Origin of the sequence: Sphingomonas parva (ex Maeng et al. 2020) (genome assembly GCF_004564275.1) — a bacterium.
Classification (GTDB): Bacteria; Pseudomonadota; Alphaproteobacteria; order Sphingomonadales; family Sphingomonadaceae; genus Allosphingosinicella; species Allosphingosinicella parva.
Map to the genome: position 1 here is coordinate 1 of NZ_SPDV01000108.1, position 1,472 is coordinate 1,472.

At 72.8% G+C, this 1,472-nt stretch carries 1 protein-coding gene; it reads right to left on the minus strand.

All coding sequences use genetic code 11. From position 1 onward, the window contains the following. A partial coding sequence (locus tag E2493_RS21535; RefSeq protein WP_167737682.1) for a beta strand repeat-containing protein occupies positions 1 to 1,472 on the minus strand: 1,472 nt, incomplete at both ends.

Genomic DNA, 1,472 nt, shown 5'->3' on the forward strand with positions numbered 1-1,472 from the left:
CCGGTGACGTTGCCGGTGCCGATCTGCAGGCGGCTGACCGACGTCAGGGTCAGCGTTCCTGCGGTGACGTTGCGGATGCGGATGCTGTCGGGCGTCGCCAGGCTCTCGTTGGTGAGCGTGCCGGCGTTGACCGAGCCGAGGGTCGCGCTGCCGGTCACGTCGAGGCGGACCGTCCCCGGCGCGCTGATCGTCGCGCCGCCGGTGCCGTCGTCGAATCCGGGAATCCGGCCGCTGAGCGAACCGGCGAGGGCGGTGATCGCGACATTCCCCGACGCATCGACCAGGTCGGCGCGGATGTCGCCGGCATCGGCGGTGAGGAAGGCCGTGTTCGTGTCGAGCGTACCAAGGACCAGGCCATCGTCCACGTCGCCGGTGATCGGGAGCACGCTGCCGAGCGAGGCGGCGCGAATATTGATGTTGTGGCCGGCCTGCCCGGCAGGGCCCGCGAAGCCGATCGCGGACGTGCTGCCGGCCGAGGCCCGCGCGAACGTCACGGCGCGCGTGTCTGCGCCCGTTCCGGTCGATACGGCCGCGTTGAAGGTCACGACCCCGTTAGTGTCGACGTCGATGTCGTCGCCCGCGGTCAGCGAGGTCAGGCTGACCGCCGCGCCGGCGGAGATCGCAATGTCCTCGCCCGCCGAGAGCGTGCCGGCGGTGACGGCACCCGTCGACGCCGAATTGCCGGCCAGGATCGCGATCGTCCCCGTCGCAGGCGTGCCGCCGAGGGCGGTCGAGGCGCCGCCCACGGTCACGTCCCCCGACGCGCTCAGCAGCATGTCGCCGCCATTGCTCCGCAGCGTGCCCGTGACGATGGAGCCACTGGCGCCGAGGCGAAGCACCCGGCCTGTCCCGAGGACCGAGACGTCCCGCGTCCGGAGCGTGCCGCTGGTCGCGAGGACGCGGATGTCTCCGTTGGCGGCGCTTCCGTCGAGCATGTCGACCGCATCGGCCGAGACGCTGATCTGGTCGGCCGCGAGCAGGCTGGCTCCGGTTCCGGCGGTGAGCGTGCCGAGCTGGGCGTTGCCGCCGGCGGTGACGGTGATCGTCTGGTCGGCGCCGCTCGCGGTCAGGTCGGTCCGGCCATAGGCCGGAAGCAGCCGCCCGTCGCTGGCGGGGGAGCCGAGCAGCAGTCCGGAGACATCGCCGGTGGTCGCATCGACCAGGATCGCGCCGGCGGCGGAGGTGGCGGAGGCGAGGCGGACGTCGGTCTGGCCGAGCACCTGGACTCCGGTGCGGCCGGTGAGGGTGCCGGCGGTGACGCCGCCGCCCGGCTGGGCGTCGAGCACGATATTGCCGAGCGTGGCGGTGATGTCCCCGCTCGCAATCGATCCGGCGGTCGCCTCGACCCGGAAATTGCCGTTGGCGGCAGTGCCGCCGGTCAGGTCGACCGCGTCGGCGGTGACAGAAATCTGGTTGCCGGCGAGCACGCCGGCGCCGGTGCCGGCGGTGAGCGTGCCGAGCTGGGCGTTGCC